Below are 20,615 nucleotides of genomic sequence, written 5' to 3'. Positions count from 1 at the left end.
GTCATGGATGAGATTCCGCTCGTCGTCCACCTGATTTACCGGCTCGACTTCGGCGGGCTGGAAACGTTGCTGGTCGAACGCATCAACCGCATGCCGGCCGAGCGCTACCGCCATGCGGTAGTCTGCCTGACCGACTACACCGACTTCGCGAAAAAAATCACCAAGCCGGGCGTGGGGCTGTATGCGCTGCACAAGCGCCCGGGCCAGTCGCTGGGCACCCACGCCGACCTGTGGAAGCTGCTGCGCCGCCTGAAACCGACCATCGTCCACAGCTACAACCTGGCCGCGGTCGAATACGGGCCGGCCGCGCTGCTGGCCGGCGTGCCGGTGCGCGTCAACGGCATGCACGGACGCGACGCGGCCGATCCGGAAGGCCGCAACCGCAAGCACAACCTGCTGCGCCGCCTGATGCTGCCGTTCTACGACGTCTGCTACGCCAATTCCCTGCAGATGCTGACCTGGGGCCGCGAGGTGCTCGGGCTACCGGAACACAAGAGCTGCGTGCTGGCCAACGGCATCGACCTCGACAAGTTCGACCGCGCGGGCGGCGAAGTGCTGCCGTTCGACGCCGACGCCTTTGTCGTCGGCTGCGTCGGCCGGATGGATGATGTGAAGGACCACGCGACGCTGGTGCGCGCCTTCGTGGCCCTGCGCGAGCGCATGCCGGAACTGCGGCCGCGCCTGCGCCTCGCGATCGTCGGCGGCGGCCCGCTGCTACCGGCCATCCGCGCCCAGGCCGAACAGGCCGGCATCGCCGATGTTTGCTGGTTCCCTGGCTCGCGTACCGATATCGCCGACATCCTGCGCGGCTTCGACGTGTTTGTGCTGTCCTCGATCGCCGAGGGCACGCCCGGCTCCGCGCTCGAAGCGATGGCCAGCAGCCTGCCGGTGGTGGGCACGCGCGTCGGCGGCATCCCCGAAGTGGTGGAAGATGGCGTGACCGGCACCCTGGTGCCGCCGCGCGATCCGCAGGCCATGGCCGCGGCTCTGGCGGCCTACGCGGCGGCGCCGGCGCTGGCAGGCGCGCACGGTAGAGCAGGGCGCGAGCGCGTCATGCGCCACTATAATATGCCGGCCATGGTGGCCGCGTACCAAGCGCTCTACGACACGTTGTGCGAACGTAAAAAACAATCTAGGAAAGTAGTGAAATCATGTGTGGAATAGTCGGGATTTTTGATACGCGCGGCGCGCGCGCGATCGACGCGGAGCTGGTCAGGCGCATGAACGAAACCCAGCACCATCGTGGTCCGGACGAGGGCGATGTCTACACCGAGCCGGGAGTGGGCTTCGGCCACCGCCGCCTGTCGGTGATCGACATCCTGAGCGGCCAGCAGCCAATGTTCAACGCCGAAGGCAATGTCGGCGTCGTGTTCAACGGCGAGATCTACAACTATCCCGAGCTGACGGAGGAGCTGCAGCAGCTGGGCTACGTGTTTCGCACCAGGAGCGACACCGAAACGATCGTCCACGCCTGGGAAGCCTGGGGCGAGGAATGCGTCCACCGCTTGCGCGGCATGTTTGCCATCGCCGTCTGGGACCGCACCAAACAGACCATGTTCATGGCACGCGATCGCATGGGCGTCAAACCGTTCTTCTACGCCGAACTGCCGGACGGGATGTTCATCTTCGGCTCCGAGCTGAAGTCCTTACGCGCCCACCCGGGCCTGCCGCACGCGATAGACCCGCAGGCGGTCGAAGAATACTTCGCCTATGGCTATGTCCCGGAACCAAAAACCATTTACGCCGGCGCCAAAAAACTCGCGCCAGGCTACTGCCTGACAGTCAAAATCGGCCAGCCGGTGCCGCAGCCAAGGCAGTTCTGGGATGTGCCGTTCAAGCGGCACCACGCGATGACCGAATGGGACGCCAAGGGCGAGCTGGTCGAGCGCCTGCGCGAGGCGGTCAAGATCCGCCTGAAGGCCGAAGTGCCGCTGGGCGCCTTCCTGTCGGGCGGCGTCGATTCGAGCGCGGTGGTGGCGATGATGGCTGGCCTGAACAAGGACCCGGTCAACACCTGCTCGATCGCGTTCCAGGAAAAGGCCTTCGATGAGTCGCAGTATGCCGAACAGGTCGCGAAGCAGTACAAGACCGACCACGTGACCGAAACCGTCGACACCGACGACTACGCGCTGCTCGACACTCTGGCCGACCTGTACGACGAGCCGTATGCAGACAGTTCGGCGATCCCGACCTACCGCGTGTGCCAGCTGGCGAGGAAGCGCGTGACCGTCGCGCTGTCCGGCGACGGCGGCGACGAGAATCTGGCAGGCTACCGCCGTTACCGCTATGCGATGGCCGAAGAGAATGTCCGCTCGCGCATTCCTGAAGGGATGCGCAAGATGGTGTTTGGCCCGCTCGGCAAATATTATCCGAAGGCTGACTGGGCGCCGCGCGTGTTTCGTGCCAAAACCACCTTCGAAGCGCTGTCGCGCGACCTTACCGAAGGCTACTTCCATGGCGTGTCGCTGATGTCGGACGCTATGCGCGCGCGCCTGTTCTCGGACCGCTTCAAGGCCAGTCTGCAGGGCTATGGCGCGGTGGAAGTCATGAAGGCCCACGCTGCCAGGTCGCCGACCGACGATCCGCTGTCGATGGTGCAGTACCTCGACATGAAGACCTACCTGCCGGGCGATATCCTGACCAAGGTCGACCGCGCCAGCATGGCGCACGCGCTGGAAGTGCGCGTGCCGCTGCTGGACCACAAGCTGGTCGAGTGGATCTCCGGCCTGCCGCCCGAGATGAAACTCAAAGGCAACGAAGGCAAGTACATCTTCAAGAAATCGATGGAGCCCTACCTGTCGGAAGAGATTTTGTACCGCAAGAAGATGGGCTTCGCGGTACCGTTGGCCGAATGGTTCCGCGGCCCGCTGCGCCAGCGCGTGCGCGAATCGCTGCTCGGTTCGACCCTGGCCGACACCGGCATCTTCAACACCGCTTTCCTCGCCGAGATGGTCGAACACCACCACAGCGGACGGCGCGACTACAGCGCCCCGATCTGGTCGGTGCTGATGTTCGAAGCCTTCCTGCGCAAGGAAATGGAAGGGGCCGCCGCATGAACGCGGTCGCCGACCGCCTGCCGCAGCAAGCGGCGCTGCGCGTGCTGCACGTGCTGGACCACTCGATCCCGCTGCACAGCGGCTACACCTTCCGCAACCGCGCCATCCTGCAGCGGCAGCGCGCGCTTTGCTGGCAGACCTTCCACATCACCGGACCGAAGCAGGGCGTGCCGAACGCGCCGTACGAAGACGTCGACGGGCTGGGCTTCCACCGCACCGCCGCGTCCAGCGGCATGCTGGCGCGCTTGCCGATGTTCGACCAGTTGGCCGTCATCGATGAGCTGCCGGCGCGCCTGCACGAGGTTGCGCTGGCGGTGAAGCCGGATGTGATCCACACACACTCGCCGGTCCTCAATGCGATGGCCGCGTTGCGCGTTGGCAAGCGCTTCGGCATTCCGGTGGTGTATGAAATACGCGCCTTCTGGGAAGACGCGGCGGCCGACCACGGCACCAGCCGCGAATGGGGCCTGCGCTACCGCCTGACCCGCGCGATGGAAACCCACGCGCTCAGGCGGGTGGACGCCGCGACCACCATTTGCGAAGGATTGCGCGCCGAGATCTTCGGCCGCGGCATTCCCGCCGCCAAGGTGATGGTGATCCCGAACGCCGTCAATGTGGCCGACTTCCAGACCGGCGGCACGCGCGACGAGGCGCTGGCCGCGCAGCTCGGCCTGCAAGGCAAGCAGGTGCTCGGCTTCATCGGTTCGTTCTACGCCTACGAGGGCCTGAACATCCTGCTCGACGCGATGCCGGCGATGCTGGCCGCGAACCCGGACATCCGCCTGCTGCTGGTCGGCGGCGGGGTGCAGGACGCCGCGCTGAAGAAGCAGGCCGCGCAGCTCGGCGTGGCCGACAAGGTGGTGTTCACCGGACGTGTGCCGCACGCGGATGTGCAGCGCTACTACGACCTGGTCGACGTACTGGTCTATCCGCGCCTGAAGTTGCGCCTGACCGACCTGGTCACGCCGCTCAAGCCGCTCGAAGCGATGGCCCAGGGCCGACTGGTGGCGGCCTCGGACGTCGGCGGCCACCAGGAATTGATAGAAGACGGCAAGACCGGCATCCTGTTCGGCGCCGACGACCCGCAGGCGCTGGCGCGCAAGGTGCTGGCGCTGCTGGCCGCGCCGGAACGATGGCAGGCGTTGCGCGACAGCGGCCGCGCCTTTGTCGAGAACGAGCGCAACTGGGTAAACAGCGTAGCGCGCTATAAGGCCGTGTATGGGGCGCTGCCGAAGGCGCTCGCATGACGGCCACCGCTGCCCGTTCCATCGGGCTGGTGGGACCGCTGCCGCCGCCGTCGGGCGGGATGGCCTACCAGACTTTGCAGCTGGCGACCCTGCTTCGTGGGGAAGGCATGGCGGTTGAAGTGGTCCAGGTCAACGCGCCGATCCGGCCGTCCTGGGCAGCTAATTTGCGCGGCGTGCGCGCCGTGTTTCGCCTGGTTCCGTATCTTTTGCAGCTGTGGCGCACCGCAGGACGGGTCCAGTTGTTTCATGTGATGGCCAATTCGGGCTGGTCGTGGCACCTGTACGCGGCGCCGGCCGTCTGGATCGGCTGGATGCGCGGTCGCCCGGTCGTGATCAATTACCGGGGCGGTGAAGCCGACGCTTTCCTGGGCAAATCGCTGGCCTGGGTCCGGCCGACGCTTCAGCGCGCCAGTGCCGTCATCGTCCCTTCCGGTTTCCTGGAAGCCGTGTTTGCCAAATACGGGGTGCGCACGACCGTGGTGCCGAACATTATCAACCTCAAGCGGTTCTCGGCCGCGCCAGGCGCCACGCTCGCCCCGACCATCCTGGTGGCGCGCAACCTCGAGCCGATCTACGACAATGCCAGCGCGCTGCGCGCCTTCGCCATCGTGCTGGCAAGCCATCCAGAGGCCCGGCTGGTGGTGGCCGGCTCGGGCCCGTTGCGCGACTCGCTTGGCCAGCTGGCCGTCGAACTGGCGATCAGCCACGCGGTGACGTTTACCGGCCGCGTCGACAACATGGAAATGGCCGCGCTGTACCGCGCCGCCGCCATCATGCTCAATCCGAGCACTGTCGACAACATGCCCAACTCGGTGCTCGAAGCGCTCGCCTGCGGGATACCGGTGGTCAGCACCAACGTCGGCGGCGTGCCGTTCTTTGTTGAGCATGAGACGACCGCGCTGCTGGTGCCGCCAGGCGTGCCGCAGGCGATAGCCGCGGCGATCCTGCGGCTGCTCGATGAACCGGGACTGGCCGCCAGGCTGCGCCAGGCCGGACTGAGCTACGTGCAGCAGTATGCGTGGCCGGAAGTGCGCCCGCGCTTGCTCAAGGTCTACCGCGACGTGCTCAACCCAGGACTGAATGTCAAGAATGCTGAAGAAGTGAGCCACCCATGAGCAATCGTCAAGCGCCCCGGACCGGCTTGTATACTTCCGTCGTTTCCAACCTGCTGTTCCCTTTCCACGAACGCATGAAGCGCCATACCACCGTGGCGCTGCGCAAACAGATGGAAGAATCGCAATGGTGGCCGGAAGCGCAACTGCAGGCCCTGCAGTTGCGGCGCCTGAAGCAATTGCTGGCGCGTGTACAGGCCAGCGTGCCGTATTACCGCGACCTGTTCGCCGAGCTCCAGTTCGATCCGGCGCGCGACGTGCAGGCGCTGGCCGACCTGGCGCGCCTGCCGCTGCTCGACAAAGCCATCATCCGCGCCAATACCGAGCGCCTGAAGGCGGACGCTGCGAAAGGGCTGGCCCGGTTCAATACCGGCGGCTCCAGCGGAGAACCACTGATTTTCTTCATCGGCAAGGAGCGGGTCAGCCATGACGTCGCCGCCAAGTGGCGCGCCACGCGCTGGTGGAATGTCGATATCGGCGATCCGGAAATCGTCGTGTGGGGTTCGCCGATCGAACTGGGCGCGCAAGACAATGTCCGCGCCGTGCGCGACCGCATCCTGCGCACGTCGCTGCTGCCGGCGTTCGCAATGTCCGATGCCAAGCTCGATAGCTTCCTTGAACGCATACGCGCGGTGCGCCCGCGCATGTTGTTCGGCTACCCGTCGGCCTTGTCGCACATCGCGCGCCATGCGCAGGCGAAGGGACAGCGCATGGACGACCTGGGCATCCGGGTCGCGTTTGTCACCTCCGAGCGCCTGTATGACGAACAGCGCGAGCAGATTGCCAGCACCTTCGGCTGCCCGGTGGCTAACGGCTACGGGGGGCGCGACGCGGGCTTTATCGCACACCAGTGTCCGGCCGGCGGCATGCACCTGACGGCCGAGGACATCATCGTTGAGATTCTCGACGGCGCCGGCCAGCCGGTGCCGCGCGGCGAATCGGGTGAGATCGTCGTCACCCACCTGGGCACCGGCGATTTCCCATTCATCCGCTATCGCACCGGCGACATCGGCGTGCTCGACACAAAACTTTGCAGTTGCGGCCGCGGCCTACCGTTGTTGAAAGAGATCCAGGGGCGCAGCACCGATTTCCTGATCGCCAGCGACGGTACCGTCATGCATGGCCTGGCGCTGGTGTACATCCTGCGCGACCTGCCACAAGTGAAGAGCTTCAGGATTGTGCAGGAAACGATGTCCCTCACCGCCGTCCAGGTGGTGCTGGACAGCGCGCTGGACGATCCGTTGCGCAGCAAGATCGTGCAAGGCTTCAAAGGCAGGCTGGGCCAGCAGGTGGACATCGCGGTCGAGCAGGTCGAGGCAATCCTGCCCGAGAAGTCGGGCAAGTTCCGCTACGTCGTCAGCAAGCTCGATGCCGCGCACCGGGGGCAGTGATGAGCGATCCTGTCGTTTCGGTCATCATTCCCTGCTACAACGCCGAGCGCTACATCGGCGCGACGATCCGGTCGGTACTGGCGCAAGATCAGGCCGGGATGGAAATCATCGTCATCGACGACGGCTCGTCGGACGGCACGGTAGAACTGGTGCGGCGCGAGTTTCCCCAGGTGCGGGTAGAGCAGCAGGCCAATGCCGGCGTGGCGGCAGCGCGCAATCGCGGCATTGCGCTGGCGCGCGGGCAGTGGGTCGCCTTCGTCGATGCCGATGACATCTGGCTACCGGGCAAGCTCGCGGCCCAGTTCGATGCAATGGCCGACGTGCCGAGCTGCCGCATGAGCTACACGGCGTGGAAAGTATGGCCCAGCGTCGACCCCTTGCCCACCGAAGCCTTACTCGCGGAGCTGGAAAAAGACGCCGCCGACATCACAAAATGGCAGGGTCCCAGCGGCTGGATTTATCCCGAGCTGCTGGTCGACTGCGAGGTCTGGACCTCGACTGTACTGGCTCATCGCACGCTGTTCGAGGAGATCGGCCGCTTCGACACCACCTTGCGCGTGGGCGAGGATTATGACCTGTGGTTGCGGACCTCGCGTGTCACGCCGATCCACCGCGTGGCGTACCCCTATGCGCTGTACCGTATGCATCCCAACAGCATCACCCATAGCATGCCTACTGACAATTACCGCGCCAAAGTCCTGGGGCGTGCGATCGCCAGTTGGGGCATGCGTTCGCCCGACGGACGCGAAGCGGACCACGCTGCCGTGCGTCGCCTGCTGTCGAAGAGCTGGTGCGAATACGCCAGCGCGCACCTGCAGGGTGGCAGTCTGGTCAAGGCGCGCAGCGCCGGCTGGGCCGCTCTACGTGCCGATCCTGGCCATGCGTACGGATGGAAGGTCCTGATCAAGTCCATCATCAAATCGGTGGCACGGTTTCAAGCCAAGCAACGCGGGTGATGCTGTCCCCGCCTAGTAAAGAAAAAATGAAAAAAGTTCTCGTCATTGCGTTCCTGTATCCTCCAATCTTTAACTCCGGTACTCGCCGCAGCCTGGAATTCGTCAACCACCTGCCCGACAATGGCTGGGAGCCTACCGTGTTGACGGTGGCTGACCCGCCACCGTCCGAGTGCGACCCGACCCTGCTGGACGAAGTGCGCCCAGGTACCCGCATCGTTCGGGTGCCGTTCTGGGACGCCGACATTGGCAGCAAGCTCGATGCCGCATTCGGATTCTTGTTCGGCGCGCAGCGCATCTCAGCAGCGCTGCACTGGCGCATTCGTCGCTATTGGAGCGTGCCCGACGATGCCGCCAGCTGGATTCCGACAGCAGTGGCGGCGATTCGCAAGCTGCACGCGGAAACCCCGTTCGATGTCATTTACGCCAGCGGTTCGCCATGGTCGTCGTTTCTGGTGGCAGAGCGCGCCAGCAAGCTGACCGGCGTGCCCTTCGTGGTCGATTACCGCGACTTGTGGATGCCGTCTGATGTGGCATGGGATCAGCATACGCCGCAACAGCGCAAGCACAATCCCGGGCTCGAACGGCGCGTGCTGAGCGCCGCCCACGGCGTGATCGCCACCACCGCCACCTTCCTGACCATGTTGCCACAGGACCTGCTCGGTCCAAACCGCTTCGCAATCACCAACGGCTTCGACCCGGCCGACTTCCCGCCGGCGGACGTCCCGCAGGATGACAAGGTCCGCATCGTCTACACCGGCGTGTGGCGGCCTGGCTATGGACCAGACGACCTGTTTGCCGCGGTACGTTTGCTGAAGGAACGAGGCGCGCCGTCACTCGGCCGCTTGCAGCTGGCGGTGGCCGGCTTCGGGCAGGGACGCGCTGCCGAGTACGGCATCGCCGACCTGGTCGAGGAACACGGCCGCGTCACCCACGCCGAGGCGCTCGCATTGATGATGGGCGCCAGTGCCGTCTACCTGCCGGTGTCGCAGGGTTTCTACGAGCATGCGAGCATTCCTGGCAAGCTTTTCGAATACCTTGGCAGCGGTCGCCCAGTGCTGGCGTCGGCCCAGCCGGTTAGCGAGGTGGCGCGCGTGCTGGAAGGCGTCGGCGGGGCCCGCCGCGTCGATCCTGGCGATATTGAAGCGCTGGCGCGGGCGATCGAGCAAATGTGCGAGGGGCAGGGAGATGGCGCATTCTCGCCGCGCGTGCCGGCCGAGCTGGCCAAATATACGCGCGCCAGCCTGACCGCTAGGCTGGCGAGGGCGTTCGAAACCGTGACGGGATTGACCAGCGATACCAGACAGGCGGCCACTTCATGACCATAGTGCGCAAAGCGCTTGTCTTTTCCTTTCTCGAGAGCTATCTCGGTATCGCCCTAAGCCTGGTCTCCTTCATCCTGCTTGCACGCATGTTGACGCCGGCGCAGGTAGGCTTGTTTTCAGTGGCGCTGGCCATCATCACCATCACGCAAGTCATACGCGACTTTGGCTTGGTGAGCTTCCTGATCCAGAAAAAAGATCTGGGCCCGGAGCATATTTCCACCGCGTGGGGGATGGCGCTGATCCTTGGGGGCGCGCTGTTCGTGCTGGTCCAACTGGGGGCGCCGTTCATCGGTGCCTTCTACAATGACGACAGCCTGACCTCGATCTCCCGCATCGTGGCGTTGAACTTCCTTATCCTGCCTTTTAATTCGGTCTGCCTTGCGCTGTTGCGCAGGGAGATGAAGTTCCAAGTGGTGATGCGGATTAACCTGGCAGGGGCCTTCTTGTCGACGCTGGCGACGCTGATGCTGGCCTGGCTGGGCGCTGGCGCTTATTCGCTGGCGCTGGGATCTGTGCTCAACAACGCCATGATCGGTGGGGGCCTGTTGGCCATCGGCGGGGCCGGCCACCTGCTCAAGCCGTCGCTCGCCACTTGGCGCGAAATCCTTCGCTTTGGTGGCCCGTTGACGGCTGCCAACGTGATCACTTCGATCACGATGGATATCAATGACCTTGCGGTCGGAAAGATCATGGGCTTTAACGCGGTGGCGATCGCCAGCCGTGCGCAGGGATTGATGAACCTGTTCCACCGCGATTTCATGGGCGCGGTGCGCAACGTCGCCTACCCAGCCTTCTCCAAGGCTTATCGCAACAATGAACCAGTCGATGCCAAGTTTGTCGAAAGCGTGATCAACGTCAGCGCGATCGCGTGGACTTTTTATGGTTTTGCCGGGCTGTTCCCGCTGGAAGTGCTGCGCCTGATGTTCGGTCCCCAGTGGGACCAGTCGGCACCCCTCGTGCCGCTGTTCTGCATTGCCGGCGCCGCCAGCGCGCTGATCAACCTGGTCCCGACCGCGCTGCTGGCGGCGGGTCATTCAAGGCAGGTAGCAACTGCGGAGCTGATCATACAGCCGATCCGCGCGGCGACCCTGTGCACGCTCGTTTTTTACTACCGCAACCTTTACTATTTTGCCGCCGGCTTCATGATGGTTGCCCTGTTCAGCGTACCTTACTGGTACGTGGTCAAGCAGCGCTGCATGCCGACCGCCTTTGGTGCGCTGGGGCGCGGGCTGGGGCTCAATGGCCTCGTTACCGCGCTGGCGCTGGCGCCAGCGCTGGTGATCGTGTACTTCATGCGGCCGCCGCACGGCGCACTGCCTTACCCGCTGTTCTTCGCCTGCGCCGGCCTGACCTGCGTGGCCTGGGCTGCCAGCCTGTGGGCGCTGCGCCACCCCCTGTTCCACGAGTTCACCTCGATACTCGCTGCACGTGTCGGCGCCAAAGCGCAGACCGCTTAAGTTGGCCCGTCCCCTCACCGGGGGCGTACGCGATTTGATAACGCGTCCGGATGTTAGTGAATCAAATCGCCTTTCATTAATTGAACAGTAATAGCTCAAGCATTAATAACAATATTAATGTTTTAGATCCGCACGAACAAAGTGTTTAACTAGTGCATTAATTCCGTGTAGAATTTGTGCTCTTCAAGAAAATATTTGTCTTGAATACACTTTCTAAATATTTATTGGAACTATTGCAACCTGACTGTTATTTACATCTGCTTACACTCTGCATTTGGTCATCGCATATTAGCGGTCTTCCACTCTGTATTACCCAATAATAATAACGCGCTGCGGGAATCCCGCTGACGTCGTTACGACCTATTTACCCGATGGAAACGGCAGCTTTGCTGCTCAAGAAGATCATCGCCATCCACGGGATAAAGGGATCTGCATGATCATTGCGGGTTTGTTCATGCCTATTGCCTCCTAGGTAATCACCGCTGCCAAATCACTAATTAGCTATATCAATCGATTAACACGTCGTGCGTTTTATGCATGAGTGTGATCGGTAGGAATGCTTGCCACTGCGCAAGAAAAGTCAGGAATTTGTTGTTTTGCGGCATTTTATTGCTGTACGGATATTTTAACTGCTCATTCATTTCGCTAGAATGGATTAAAAGGTGCCACAAGGCATTAAAAGAGGCTGATTGGAATTTCCCGTATTAAACGCATGTTCCTGACGCCGTGTCTTGCAGATCGACCCCGTGGTGCAGCCAGATCGACGCATAAGTTCGCGCATCCAGTCGGTCATTACTTACTTACTGAGATATTAACAATGATCAACACTAAACGCCGCGTATTCCTCCGTAACTCATCCGCCCTGGCCGCCACTGGCGCCCTGACCGCCTGCGGCGGTGGGGGTGGTACCGAAGAAGCGCTGGGCGATCGGTTCGCCGCTTCAATTAAAAGTGAAGGCGCGAGGAATGTCGCCGCCCCACCGCGCGCGCCGGCGTCGCCTGCAGCGCTGATCCCCGGCGCGCGCTTCATAGTCTCGAGCACCCTGGGCAGCGAAACCGCGCCGTACTCTCTTGGATTCGCGTTCAAGAAGGGCGAGGTGGTCGCCGGCCGTACCGTGCTGGCTGACGCAGGCACCATGCAAGTAACCGTGAAGAACCGCTGGCCTGATGGCTCGCTCAAGTTCGCAATCCTGTCGGGCCAGCTCTCTGTGCCAGCCAACGGCAGCGTCACCGTCAACCTCAGCTCGGCGACGGACAGCGCCGTCAATTTATCGCCGGTCGCCCCATCGCGCCTGCGCTCCAGCGGCGCCGTCGCTGAAGTGAGCTGCGGCAGTTTCGGTGCCGCCCTGTGGCAGGCGACAGACTGGGATACGCCTTTCCAGACCTGGATTGCCGGCCCTGCCATGTCGTCGTGGATCTACCGCAAGCCGGTCGGCAGCGACAAGCACCTGGTGGCTTGGCTTGAAGTACGCATGTGGGCCAACGGCGCCATCGAAATGCTGCCATGGATCGAAAACGGCTTCCTGCGCGTCGCCGCCCCGTCTAACAAGGCGGCCACCTTCGGTTTCACCCTGAACCGCAGCCAGCGCATGTCGGCCGCGATCGACCTCAAGCACCACCAGCGTACTCCGCTGATCAGCGGCACCGCGCTGTCGTATTGGGCTGCCCAAGATTTGGGTGTGGCCGCCCGCCAGGACACTGCTTACCTCCAGGCGACCGAGCTGGTTCCGTCGTATATGAGCCATTTGTCGTCAGGCACCGCATTAAGCAGCCTGGTGTCGTCCTACCAGCCGCTGCAGGCAGGTAACTTCAAGTACGATCAGGACAACATGGCGTCGTCCGGCTATCAGGATCCGATCGGCCTGCTGCCACAGCACGACGTCGTCCACTTGATCGCCAACTCGGTCGCCACCTATGGCGCCGTGGTGCGCAACGGTTTCAGCGCCGGCCGCTGGGCCATCCATTACCGCGACGAGACCACCAACCGTCCGCCACGATTCAGTACCTACCCGACGCTGAACATCGGCGACGGCCAAGGTTTCAAGGACAATGGCGGCTCGACCAACAACATGTACACGCCGACACCGACCGGCGGCAATCCACCGGGCTGGGACGTGGCGCACAGTCCGTCGGTCGGCTACCTGGCTTACCTGGTGACGGGCCGCTGGTACTTCATGGAAGAAGTCCAGTTCGCCACCACCGCCAACTACCTCGGCAACGGCGATAACATCTATTTGCGCACCGGCAGCAAGGGACTGGTCCAGTCCTGCACCGGCGCCTGGCAGACCCGCAGCTGCGCATGGGATTGGCGCGCCCGCGTCCAAGCGCTGTGCGTCACCCCTGACGACGATACGGCCCTGCGCGCCGAGTTCATAGCGTCGGTCGAAGCCAACATCGAGCACTTCCACGGTCGCTATGTTGCCCAGAAAAATAACCCATACGGCTGGATCAAGCCGGGCGAGGGCTACGACGGCACCATCCGCCTCGCCTCGCCATGGCAGCAGGATTTCGTCACTGCAGTGTTCGGTTGGTCCGTATCGATGGGCCTGCCGATTTCCAGCACCGCGAGCACCAAGCTGGGCGCGTTCTTCGCATGGAAGGCACGCAGCGTGATCCACCGCCTGGGCACCAAAGACGGTTTCTGGTACATCAACGCCGCTCCATACGTCATGGCGATTTCGCCAAGCAGCAGCCCGAATTATGAAAACGGCACCGGCCCGTGGTACGCCACCGATGCGGAAGTGTATGCCGCCTCGTTCGCCGTAGCGCCATCCTGGCTCGGCCGCACTGAAGGCGTGCTGGCCGCCGAATATTCGTCGGACAGCTGGGGCAATTCGATGTGGGGCAACCTGATGCCGGCGATCGCGTACGCGGTGCAGCATGGCGTGGCCGGCGCGGCCGAAGGCTACAACCGCGTCGTCAATGCTTCCAACTTCAATGCTTTGACGTCGACCTTCGAAGGCCGTCCGGTATGGGCCGTCAAGCCGGCGCGCTATGTCGCACCGGTGCCGGTGGTCCCGGTCGCTCCTGTGGCCCTGGCCGAGCCGGAACAAGTCGCTCCAGGCGATCCCGCATGGATGGCCGGTTCGGCCCTGAACCAGTGGATCGAGATTCCTGGCACCTCCGGTGCTGCTGGTGCGGCCCTGGCGTCGTATAGTGGCTTTGCGTACCGGGAAGATACCAACGAAATCCTGATTGCCGCTGCAGGCGGCCACGGCGACGGGTGGGATAACCGTGTGGTATCGTTGAAGCTGACCGCTAGTGCGCCGTCGTGGAGACTGCGCCACGCTTCAAGCGCCCTGGCGTCGGTCCAACGGGACGTTGCTTATTATGCCGATGGCAAGCCAAGCTCACGCCACTTGTATAGCAGCACGTTTTTCGTTCCCGAGGTAAATCGGCTGATGCTGTTTGGTGCAAGTGCCGTCCATGGTGCCGGGATTAGCTTGCCCACGGTCGACGGCTTCAATCTTGATACCAACACATGGGATCCTGCAGGTACCTGGGCGAATCTGCTGGCTGGCGATATGTACGGTGTTGTCAAAATCAGGAGTACCGGCCAGGTATTCAGTAGCGGACTGGCAGTTTGGTCACCGCAGACCAAAGCCTGGACCCGGCCGATCACCACCCGTACCAACGACCAGGTGCGCTTCCCGATCGCACACGACTCGCACCGCAATCAGTTGTTCACGCTGAACTTCGGCGACGGGCAGGGTTATGGGGGAGGGGGAGTGTACGCAAGCCGCATTCCGCTCAACGGTTCGCAGCAGATCTCGGTCGGCTTCAACCCCAGTGCGGCAGTGATCAGCTTCATGGCCGACAAGCCGGAGTATGCGGGGATGGACTACGATCCGGTCAACGATTGCTTCATGTTCTACTGCGGTCAGGGGGCCGGGGCTGGACGCGTCTATGTCATCAAGCCGAATGTCACCAACACCTGGGACATGAGCATCCTGCCACTGGCCGGCACCAAGCGTCCGCCGGCAACCCCGAACGACGGCGTGCATAACCGCTTCCGGTACATTCCTGCGCTGCGTGGTTTCCTGCTGATGCCGTCGCCGTTTTCGAACTTGTTCTTCATGCGTACATCGGCTTGATCGGTCACCCGGGCGGCGGCGCGCAAGCGCCGTCGCTCCGGCTCGACCAGTTTTTGCCAACGGCGGACGGGCTTCACCAGCCGTCCAGCCGCTCTCCCTTCCAGTCAAAAATTGTGATCCGCGTGCCCGCAACTGGCGCAGTCGACGGCGGATAATTATGTGAAACGCAATTGCAGTACCGCAAAGTTGATGAATTGCTGTGGTACGATATTTCTCCACATGTCATGGTCTCTTCGACACCCTGCGCAGGGCGACACTTAGGTTCAATTTTCTGCTCTCAAGGGCTATGCGAAAACAACTTCAACAAACGGTGCGGCAGATCGGCTGGGTCAACTGTGGTTGGTACGCTCTGTCACGCTTGCTCGCACTTAGCACTGCCGGCCGCGTCAAGCTGTTCAGGTATTACATCACGGCACAGCCGGTGACGGCGATCCCTTTCAGCAAAGGCCGCGGCGCGGCGATCAATGTGCGCGAGGTCATGGAAGGCGAACTCGACGCGAGCCAGTTCGACCGCCCGGCCGCCGTCATTGCTGAACGCTTCCGTCGCGGCGCGCGCTGCCTGGCCGCGTACAAAGGCAACAACTTGCTAGGCTACCTGTGGTTCACCCTTGGCGACTATCATGAGGATGAGGTGAGGGCGGTGTTCTCGCCGGACGATAGCGCGGCCTGGGACTTCGACGTGCAAATTTTTCCGCAATATCAGCTCACCATGGCGTTCCCGCGCCTGTGGGACAGCGCCAACGTGTTGCTGCACAGCTTGGGCGTGCGCTGGTCGTGCAGCCGTATCTCGGCCTTCAACGCCGCTTCCGGCGCAGCCCACCGGCGCATGGGCGCCGAACGGATTGCCACTGCGGTGTTCCTGGTAGCTGGCAATTGGCAATTGACGCTGGCAACCCAAATGCCCTTCGTACAGCTGTCGGGCAGCGACTCGGGCGCCCCGGTTTTCCGCCTTGCACCTGCCTTCGCGAAGCCGGGCGGTGTGACGACGGAAACTGCAGCCGGCAACTGAACCCCGCAATGAGCGGCGCCCGCAGGTGTCGCCCTGTTGCCGGCCGCCGGTCAGCCCTGCTGCGTTTCGTGCTGGCGGAACCACTGCTCCATCATCATCAGCACCCAGACCATGGTGCCGTGGTAGCCGGCGTGCTCGTTCAGGTGCTGGCCGATCAGCTTGTCGATGAATTCCGGGCGCACGATGCCGCGCGCCTTGAGGTCGGTCAGGCTGTCGAGCGCCAGATCCTGCAACGGCTTGTGCCTCTGCAGCCAGACCCCGAACGGCAGCCCGAATCCATGTTTCTGTTTGGTGATGATTTCGTTCGGCAGGAAGTCGCGCAGCGCCTCCTTGAAGAACCAGCGCAGCTGGGTGCCGTTGAGTTTCTGCTTGGCCGTCAACTGCGCCGAGAACGCCACCATGTCGTCGGACAGGAACGGGAACGCCGCTTGCATCGCCGCCGCTTCGCAGGCCTTGACCACTTTCGGCAGGTCGTTGTCGGCCAGGGTGACCTTCAGGTCAAACGCCAGCATGCGGTTGATGAAGCTGTCGGCGTTGTTTTGGGCGTAAGTATTGACCAGGCCGGCGAGCGGCGCGCCAGTGTCGGTGCTGGCCAGGAAGTCGTCGGTAAATACCTTCTGTGGGCCAAAGCGCCCCAGCAGGTTGTAGGTCTCGAGCCGGTCCGGCATTTTCAGCGAGGCCTGTTTGATGTAGCTGCGCGCCTTGCGGATCAGCTTGATGTGTTCGCCGCCCGGGAAGTTGAACACGGCCGGTTCCAGCAGGGCCTTGCGCAGCAGGCCCGGCACCTGCTCGTAGCGCGCGAAGACGTGCTGCTTGGAATAGCGCTCGTTGCCGCCGAACAGTTCGTCGCCGCCGTCGCCGCCCAGCATGCGCGTGACGCCATCATGTTTCGCCATCTTCGCGCAGTAGAACGCCGGTACCGCCGAGGCGTTGCCGAAGGGCTGGTCGAACACCGCGGCAATGCGCGGGATCGCGTCGACGACGTCGTCCGGGGTCACATAGTATTCGTGGTGGCTGGTGCCGAAATGGCGCGATGCCAGGCGCGCATACGACATCTCGTCGTAGCCTTCGGCCTCGAAGCCGATCGAATAGGTATCGGCCGGCTTGCCGCCCACTTCGGTCAGGATACCGGCGATGGTCGAACTGTCGGTGCCGCCGCTGAGGAAGGCGCCGACCTTCTGGTCGCCCGCCGCCTCACGCACGCTGGAGCGCAGCACGTCGCGGAACTGGGCCTTGAGCGCGGTCTCGTCGCGTCCCGGCTGTTCGTCGAACGCCATGCGCCAGTAGGCGCGCTTGTCGACCGCGCCGTTGCGGAAGCGCAGGTATTCGCCCGGCAGCAGGCGCTGCTGGCCGCGGTACACCGTGCCTGGGGCGGGTACCATGTGCGAGAAGACATAGTTGTACAGGCCCTGCGGGTCGATTACGCCAGGGGTCAGCGGATGGCGCACCAGCGCATCCGACGAGGAGCCGAACACCAGCGCGCCGGCGGCATGCTGGTAAATCATCGGCTGGGTGCCCATGCGGTCGATTGCCAGCAGCGCCTCGCCTTTGGCTTCATCCAGGATGCACAGTGAGTACGCGCCGCTCAGCATGGCGCACACCGCATCCGGGTCGCGCCGCCAGGCGTTGGCCAGCGCTGCGGCACGGCCGGCGCCGGGCGCCTGGTCCTGCGCCAGCGTAGCCTGGCCCCACAGCGCGACCATCAGGCCGTCGTTCTGGTACAGCGCGGCGCTGTCGTCCAGCGCCGCCACCGCGGCGGCGGCGTGCACGCCCTGCACCGTCTGCAGCGGGCTGGCGTCGAACGCCGTCAGCGGCGCCGCCATTCTTTCGATCAGCGCGCGGTTATCCGCGGCGCTGGTCCCATTGCCGATCCAGCCGCACAAGCCGCTCACTGCGGCAACCCTGTCAATTCAGTCATGACTTTCCTCGCGTATTTGCTATATGTGTTCAGACGACGACTTCGACCGGCGCCGGGTGGCTCAGGAACGCCAGCGGGCTGGCCGTCAGGCCGTAGGCGCCGGACTGGAATACCACCACCAGGTCGCCCGGTTCGGCTTTGGCCAGTTCCATCTGGTCGGCCAGCAGGTCGAGCGGCGTGCACAGCGGGCCCACCACGGAGGCCGTTTCGCGCTCGCCGCCATGGACGCGGTTGCCGATCGCCACCGGGTAATTCTTGCGGATCACCTGGCCGAAATTGCCCGAGGCCGCCAGGTGGTGGTGCAGGCCGCCGTCGGTCACGACAAAGACCTGGCCGCGCGAGACCTTGCGTTCGATGACGCGGCTGACGTAGACGCCTGCTTCGGCCACCAGGTAGCGTCCCAGTTCGAGGTGGATTTCGGTATCGGGCAGGTGCTCGCGCACGCCCGGCAGGATGCGTTTCAGGTTGGCGCCGACCGCTTCCAGGTCGAGCCTGCCTTCGCCAGGGAAGTAGGGAATGCCGAAACCGCCGCCGATATTGAGCTGGTGGAGCGGACCGTCCCAGTGCTGCGCCAGGCGGATCGCCAGCGCAAAGGTTTTTTCATGCGCTTCCTGGATCGATTCGGCCTTCAGGTTCTGCGAGCCGCTGTAGATGTGGAAGCCGCGGAAGTCCAGGTCGAGCGCGGCCGCGCGCGCCAGCATCTCGGGCACGCGCTCGGCGTCGACGCCAAACTGCTTGGGACCACCGCCCATCTTCATGCCGGACGATTTCAGCTCGAAGTCGGGGTTGACGCGAATCGCCACTTTCGGACGGATGCCGAGGCGCATGGCAGCCACGGCGATGCGCTCCATTTCGCCTTCCGATTCCATGTTGAGCACCACGCCGGCCGCGATCGCGCAGCTCAGGTCGCTGTCGCTCTTGCCGGGGCCGGCAAAGCTGATCAGGGCCGGGTCCATCGGGGTGTCCAGCGCGACGCGCTGTTCGCCGCCGGAGGCGATGTCGATGCCATCGACCAGGGTGGCCATGTGCTGCACCACCGCCGGCATCGGGTTCGCCTTCATCGCGTAATGCAGGTGGATTTCTTCCGGCAGGTGCTGGCGCAGCAGCGCCACGCGCTCGCTCAATTTGCTGCGGTCGTAGGCGTAGAAGGGCGTGCGCCCGACCCGTTCGGCCAGCCGGGTCAGCGGCATGCCGCCGACCTGCAGGCAATCGTCGATGACCTCGAACTGCTCAAGGGCTGCGTGTTTCGGGCGCGGTGCGCTCATTCTGACTCCATGAACAGGTTTTCCATCTGCGTGCTGAGCAGCTTGCGGTCGATCTTGCCGTTCGGATTGCGCGGCAAGCTGGCCTCGGAGATGATGATTTTTGCGGGCAGCATATAGGCTGGCAGGTGCGGTTTGCAGGCGGCCATCAGGCCGGCCGCATCCAGCGCCGACCCCTCGGCGGCGCAGGCGACGACCACGATGGCCTGGCCCAGCGTCGGGTGTTTCAGGCCGATCGCGGCCGCTTCGGCCACGCCGTCGCGGGCGTAGATGACTTCTTCGACCTCGGACGGGCTGACCCGGTAGCCCGAGGTCTTGATCATCTCGTCGTTGCGGCTGATGAAGTACAGGAAGCCTTCCTCATCCTTGCGCACGGTGTCGCCCGACCAGACCGCCATTTCAGTCAGCATCAGGCCGCGGTGGACCGACACGTGCGGCTTGAAGCGCTCGGCGGTCTTGGCGGCGTCATTCCAGTAGCCCAGCGAGACCAGCGCGCCGCGGTGGACCAGCTCGCCCGGTTCGCCCGGTTCGCATTCGCTGCCGTCCGGGCGCAGCACCATCACTTCGGCATTCGGGATCGCCTTGCCCATCGAATCAGGACGGCGCTCCAGCTCGGACGGCGGCAGGTAGGTCGAGCGGAACGCCTCGGTCAGGCCGTACATCAGGAACGGTTTGGCGTTCGGCAGCGCGCGGCGCAGCGCGTCCAGGGTGGGGCGCTGCATGGCGCCGCCGGAATTGGTCAGGTAGCGCAAGGTGCAGTCGGCCGGCCACGGCAGGCCGGCGACCTGGATCCACAGCGGCGGCACCGCGGCCAGGCCGGTGATGCGTTCGGCCACCACGGCGTTGAGGATGTCGCGCGCCAGCAGGTGGTTGATCAGGACCGCGGTCGCGCCCACGCGGAACGCGGTCGTCAGCTGGCTCAGGCCGTAGTCGAAGCTCAGCGGGAGCACCGCCAGCAGGCGGTCGGCCGGGGTGTTTTCAAGGTAGGTCGAGACGCTGATCGCGCCGGCGACCATGTTACGGTGAGACAACACAACGCCTTTTGGCTTGCCGGTGCTGCCTGATGTATACAAGATCGCGGCCATGTCGGCGTCGATGCAGCACTGGGCCGCGGCGGTATCGCCGGCGCCGGCTTGCATCGCCGCCTCCCAGCCGATCACGCGCAGGCGGCCAAGGTCAGGCAATGCCGCGTTGTTTCCTGTCACAATCACCGTGTGCAGGTCCGGGCAGGCGGCCAGCGCCGGGCCGAGCTGGCGCAGGCGGTCGCCCGAGGTGACCAGGACGCGGACGTTGCAGTCGACCAGGATATAGCTGACCTGTTCGGGTTTGAGCAGGGGGTTGACCGGGACAAACACGCCGCCAGCGGTCGCCGCGCCGAACATGGCGGCGACGTTTTCGACGTTCTTTTCCAGGTAGACCGCCAGCCGTTCACCGCGTGCCAGGCCGAGTTCGCCAAGGGCGCCGGCCACCTGCAGCACCATGTCCGCGAGCCTGGCGTAATCGAGACGGCTTGTACCATAGACAAGCGCTTCGGCTGTCGGGCTGCGGCGCGCCGACTCAAAGATAAAGTCCTGTATCAATTCGCTCATTAATTTCTGCCATGTGATGCCGTGTCAAGCTGTGCCAGAAGGTCCCAGCACACGCGCGAACGCAGCGATTAATTTGTGTCAAATTAACGTATCGACACCTTGCATTCTTGTAAATTTCACTATCGAATCTTAACACTTGGGCATTACAATAGGCAAATACGTGTTGCTAATCGAATTCCCTTCAGTACACAATGCAATTTGCA

13 protein-coding genes are annotated in these 20,615 nt (G+C 63.6%); 10 read left to right on the top strand and 3 right to left on the bottom strand.

The window, feature by feature from the left end:
• Positions 1 to 3: 3 nt before the first annotated feature.
• The 10 genes from AC56LU_RS07830 (at position 4) to AC56LU_RS07785 (ending at position 15,643) form a co-directional block, all read left to right on the top strand.
• Positions 4 to 1,164, top strand: a complete 1,161-nt coding sequence (locus tag AC56LU_RS07830) for a TIGR03088 family PEP-CTERM/XrtA system glycosyltransferase (RefSeq protein WP_497175023.1) — start codon at positions 4 to 6, stop codon at positions 1,162 to 1,164.
• Positions 1,152 to 3,056 carry an XrtA/PEP-CTERM system amidotransferase gene (locus AC56LU_RS07825; protein WP_497175022.1) on the top strand — a complete coding sequence of 635 codons (1,905 nt, stop codon included), beginning with the start codon at positions 1,152 to 1,154 and terminating at the stop codon, positions 3,054 to 3,056. The genes AC56LU_RS07830 and AC56LU_RS07825 overlap by 13 nt, the downstream gene beginning before the upstream one ends.
• A 35-nt stretch (positions 3,057 to 3,091) precedes the next feature.
• A complete protein-coding gene (locus AC56LU_RS07820) occupies positions 3,092 to 4,303 on the top strand; it encodes a TIGR04063 family PEP-CTERM/XrtA system glycosyltransferase (RefSeq protein WP_497175136.1) in 1,212 nt (403 codons plus the stop codon).
• Positions 4,300 to 5,418 (top strand): glycosyltransferase family 4 protein, encoded by a 1,119-nt coding sequence (locus AC56LU_RS07815; RefSeq protein WP_497175021.1) that lies wholly within the window; start codon positions 4,300 to 4,302, stop codon positions 5,416 to 5,418. The genes AC56LU_RS07820 and AC56LU_RS07815 overlap by 4 nt, the downstream gene beginning before the upstream one ends.
• On the top strand, positions 5,415 to 6,806 hold the full coding sequence (locus AC56LU_RS07810; RefSeq protein ID WP_497175020.1) for a phenylacetate--CoA ligase family protein: 1,392 nt from the start codon (positions 5,415 to 5,417) through the stop codon (positions 6,804 to 6,806). Before AC56LU_RS07815 ends, AC56LU_RS07810 begins: the two co-directional genes overlap by 4 nt.
• Positions 6,806 to 7,762: a glycosyltransferase family 2 protein gene (locus AC56LU_RS07805; RefSeq protein WP_497175019.1), complete on the top strand. Its 957-nt coding sequence runs from the start codon at positions 6,806 to 6,808 to the stop codon at positions 7,760 to 7,762. Before AC56LU_RS07810 ends, AC56LU_RS07805 begins: the two co-directional genes overlap by 1 nt.
• 26 nt (positions 7,763 to 7,788) lie before the next feature.
• On the top strand, positions 7,789 to 9,081 hold the full coding sequence (locus AC56LU_RS07800) for a glycosyltransferase family 4 protein (protein ID WP_497175018.1): 1,293 nt from the start codon (positions 7,789 to 7,791) through the stop codon (positions 9,079 to 9,081).
• Entirely contained in the window at positions 9,078 to 10,541 is a 1,464-nt protein-coding gene (locus AC56LU_RS07795; protein WP_497175017.1) for an oligosaccharide flippase family protein, read from the top strand. The genes AC56LU_RS07800 and AC56LU_RS07795 overlap by 4 nt, the downstream gene beginning before the upstream one ends.
• A 712-nt stretch (positions 10,542 to 11,253) precedes the next feature.
• A complete protein-coding gene (locus tag AC56LU_RS07790; RefSeq protein ID WP_497175016.1) occupies positions 11,254 to 14,634 on the top strand; it encodes a hypothetical protein in 3,381 nt (1,126 codons plus the stop codon).
• Positions 14,635 to 14,920: 286 nt separating this feature from the next.
• On the top strand, positions 14,921 to 15,643 hold the full coding sequence (locus AC56LU_RS07785; RefSeq protein ID WP_497175015.1) for a hypothetical protein: 723 nt from the start codon (positions 14,921 to 14,923) through the stop codon (positions 15,641 to 15,643).
• Positions 15,644 to 15,693: 50 nt separating this feature from the next.
• On the opposite strand, the gene AC56LU_RS07780 is transcribed toward AC56LU_RS07785, so the two are convergent.
• Genes AC56LU_RS07780 through AC56LU_RS07770 form a run of 3 tightly spaced genes read right to left on the bottom strand, consistent with a single transcriptional unit; the run spans position 15,694 to position 20,412 of the window.
• Positions 15,694 to 17,535, bottom strand: coding sequence for an asparagine synthetase B family protein (locus AC56LU_RS07780; protein WP_497175014.1), 1,842 nt, complete (start codon positions 17,533 to 17,535; stop codon positions 15,694 to 15,696).
• Positions 17,536 to 17,590: 55 nt separating this feature from the next.
• A complete protein-coding gene (locus tag AC56LU_RS07775) occupies positions 17,591 to 18,826 on the bottom strand; it encodes a pyridoxal-dependent decarboxylase, exosortase A system-associated (protein WP_497175013.1) in 1,236 nt (411 codons plus the stop codon).
• Positions 18,823 to 20,412: an acyl-CoA ligase (AMP-forming), exosortase A system-associated gene (locus AC56LU_RS07770; RefSeq protein WP_497175012.1), complete on the bottom strand. Its 1,590-nt coding sequence runs from the start codon at positions 20,410 to 20,412 to the stop codon at positions 18,823 to 18,825. Before AC56LU_RS07770 ends, AC56LU_RS07775 begins: the two co-directional genes overlap by 4 nt.
• Positions 20,413 to 20,615 lie beyond the last annotated feature (203 nt).

The organism is Telluria sp. PB2R4, from assembly GCF_059685695.1.
This window is presented reverse-complemented; position numbering and strand designations above follow the sequence as displayed.

What these genes read in the sequence shown, in the direction of transcription:
- AC56LU_RS07795 (WP_497175017.1), top strand. Translation starts at nt 9,078, where the DNA reads ATGACCATAGTGCGCAAAGCGCTTGTCTTTTCCTTTCTCGAGAGCTAT.
- AC56LU_RS07785 (WP_497175015.1), top strand. Translation starts at nt 14,921, where the DNA reads ATGCGAAAACAACTTCAACAAACGGTGCGGCAGATCGGCTGGGTCAAC.
- AC56LU_RS07775 (WP_497175013.1), bottom strand. Translation starts at nt 18,826, where the DNA reads ATGAGCGCACCGCGCCCGAAACACGCAGCCCTTGAGCAGTTCGAGGTC.
- AC56LU_RS07825 (WP_497175022.1), top strand. Translation starts at nt 1,152, where the DNA reads ATGTGTGGAATAGTCGGGATTTTTGATACGCGCGGCGCGCGCGCGATC.
- AC56LU_RS07830 (WP_497175023.1), top strand. Translation starts at nt 4, where the DNA reads ATGGATGAGATTCCGCTCGTCGTCCACCTGATTTACCGGCTCGACTTC.
- AC56LU_RS07810 (WP_497175020.1), top strand. Translation starts at nt 5,415, where the DNA reads ATGAGCAATCGTCAAGCGCCCCGGACCGGCTTGTATACTTCCGTCGTT.
- AC56LU_RS07805 (WP_497175019.1), top strand. Translation starts at nt 6,806, where the DNA reads ATGAGCGATCCTGTCGTTTCGGTCATCATTCCCTGCTACAACGCCGAG.
- AC56LU_RS07770 (WP_497175012.1), bottom strand. Translation starts at nt 20,412, where the DNA reads ATGAGCGAATTGATACAGGACTTTATCTTTGAGTCGGCGCGCCGCAGC.
- AC56LU_RS07800 (WP_497175018.1), top strand. Translation starts at nt 7,789, where the DNA reads ATGAAAAAAGTTCTCGTCATTGCGTTCCTGTATCCTCCAATCTTTAAC.
- AC56LU_RS07790 (WP_497175016.1), top strand. Translation starts at nt 11,254, where the DNA reads ATGTTCCTGACGCCGTGTCTTGCAGATCGACCCCGTGGTGCAGCCAGA.
- AC56LU_RS07815 (WP_497175021.1), top strand. Translation starts at nt 4,300, where the DNA reads ATGACGGCCACCGCTGCCCGTTCCATCGGGCTGGTGGGACCGCTGCCG.